A 525-nucleotide genomic window follows, 5' to 3' on the forward strand; every position below is an offset into this window, starting at 1 on the left:
GTTGGCGTTTATTCGCAGCTGAGTTAAGCAGCAGCCATACACTTCCCCTGTGGGAGCTAGCCTGCTCGCGAAAGCAATCTGTCAGTTGAACTTGAGCTGAATGACCCACCGCTTTCGCGAGCAGGCTCGCTCCCACAAGGGGATGTGATGGGGCTCACGTCCATTATTCTTCTGTGCGACTTGTACTCTCGCGATCACGCTCGTAGTGGTGAGCCAGTGGCAGCGACGGTAGCCAAGACTCGCGGTGAATAGTCCAGAGTTCGTAAGTAGGTTTGCACTGGTTCGGTTCATCAAGCGATCCGACGTTGACCTCTACTTCATCTGCCAAACGCGTGAACACCGGAGAGCCGCAGCGCGGGCAGAAAAAGCGCCCGTTGTAGTCGCGGATTTCGCCGGTGACCTTTAACGCATCCTCGGGAAATATTGCCGAGTTGCCGAACAGCGCGCCATGGCGCTTGCGGCAGTCGAGGCAGTGGCAGATGCCGACTCGGTAGGGCTGACCTGTCACTTCGAAACGGACATCGC

Annotated in this window: 1 protein-coding gene; it reads right to left on the reverse strand. The window is 57.1% G+C overall.

All coding sequences use genetic code 11. From position 1 onward, the window contains the following. Positions 1-163 precede the first annotated feature (163 nt). Positions 164-525, reverse strand: a 362-nt coding sequence (locus BK660_RS31170) for a GFA family protein (protein WP_148057519.1), incomplete at its 5' end; no start/stop codon positions are given.

The sequence above is a fragment of the Pseudomonas brassicacearum genome, from assembly GCF_003732265.1.
GTDB classification, from domain to species: domain Bacteria; phylum Pseudomonadota; class Gammaproteobacteria; order Pseudomonadales; family Pseudomonadaceae; genus Aquipseudomonas; species Aquipseudomonas brassicacearum_D.